At 35.9% G+C, this 1032-nt stretch carries 1 protein-coding gene; it reads right to left on the bottom strand.

Annotation, left to right across the window (positions count from 1 at the left end):
• Positions 1–917, bottom strand: a 917-nt coding sequence (locus ACFING_RS09890) for a DnaB-like helicase C-terminal domain-containing protein (RefSeq protein ID WP_375630793.1), incomplete at its 3' end; no start/stop codon positions are given.
• Positions 918–1032: the final 115 nt, after the last annotated feature.

Consider the following 1032-nt stretch of genomic DNA (forward strand, 5'->3'; position numbering starts at 1 on the left):
ATTGCGTAAATGATGTTGGTAAATTGCTCTTCTGAGATATTACCACGACGCATATCAGAAGAAGAAACCTTTATTTGCTCTGAGATAATACGAGTTGCAAGCTGTTCAGTTGACATCTCAAGTGAAAAGAAACCAACAATACCCCCTTCATTGGCTTGGCTGTTATCATGACGCTTGCAAGCATTGGCAATATTAAAAGCAATATTGGTCGCCAGTGAGGTCTTCCCCATAGCAGGGCGCCCCGCAAGGATAATCAAATCAGATGCTTGTAACCCTCCCATTTTCTCATCAAGTGTTTTGATATGGGTAGCTATCCCTGAGAGCCTTGAAGAACGCTTTTTCGCTGCACTTGCCATGTTAAGTGCTTTTGCAATGGCTGTATTAAAGTTTTCAAACCCACCCCCATATTTTCCTTTTTCTGCCAATTCAAACAACTGATTTTCAACAGTTTCAATTTGTTGTGATGTTGTAAGTTCTACAGAAACATCATAAGCTCTATTCACAACTTGAGTGCCAAGGTTAATTAAAGAGCGTCGGATAAACAGATCACAAATGACACTCCCATAATCTTTAGTATTAATGATTGTTACAGCTTCTTTAGCTAAACGCACCACGTAATTATATACAGTGATGTCACCAATTTTCGCATCATTTTCAACAAAGGGCTTAATAGTAATGGGATCTGCAACTTTTCCATTTTGAATAATTTGTGAAATGATATCAAAAAGCTTTTGATGCAACGGTTCAAAAAAGTGCTCTGCTTTTAAAAAATCAGAAACGCTATCAAGAGCATTATTATTGATAATGATAGCACCCAGCAAAGCTTTCTCTGCTTCAATATTATGGGGCAGTTGACGAAAAGAAGATTGTTCTTCTGTTTGAAAAGAAGGTAAATTAACAGCGTTCATTTTATTCATTATGATTTAAATTGATTTGATAAATGATAATTATAAATCACTGAATCTACAGTGTGAATCCCATTTTTATTTTACTTAACAGCTTGCTTTTTGATACGTTTTGTGCAATAAAGAG

This window comes from Bartonella sp. AP150HLJHH (assembly GCF_042196385.1).
GTDB lineage: Bacteria > Pseudomonadota > Alphaproteobacteria > Rhizobiales > Rhizobiaceae > Bartonella.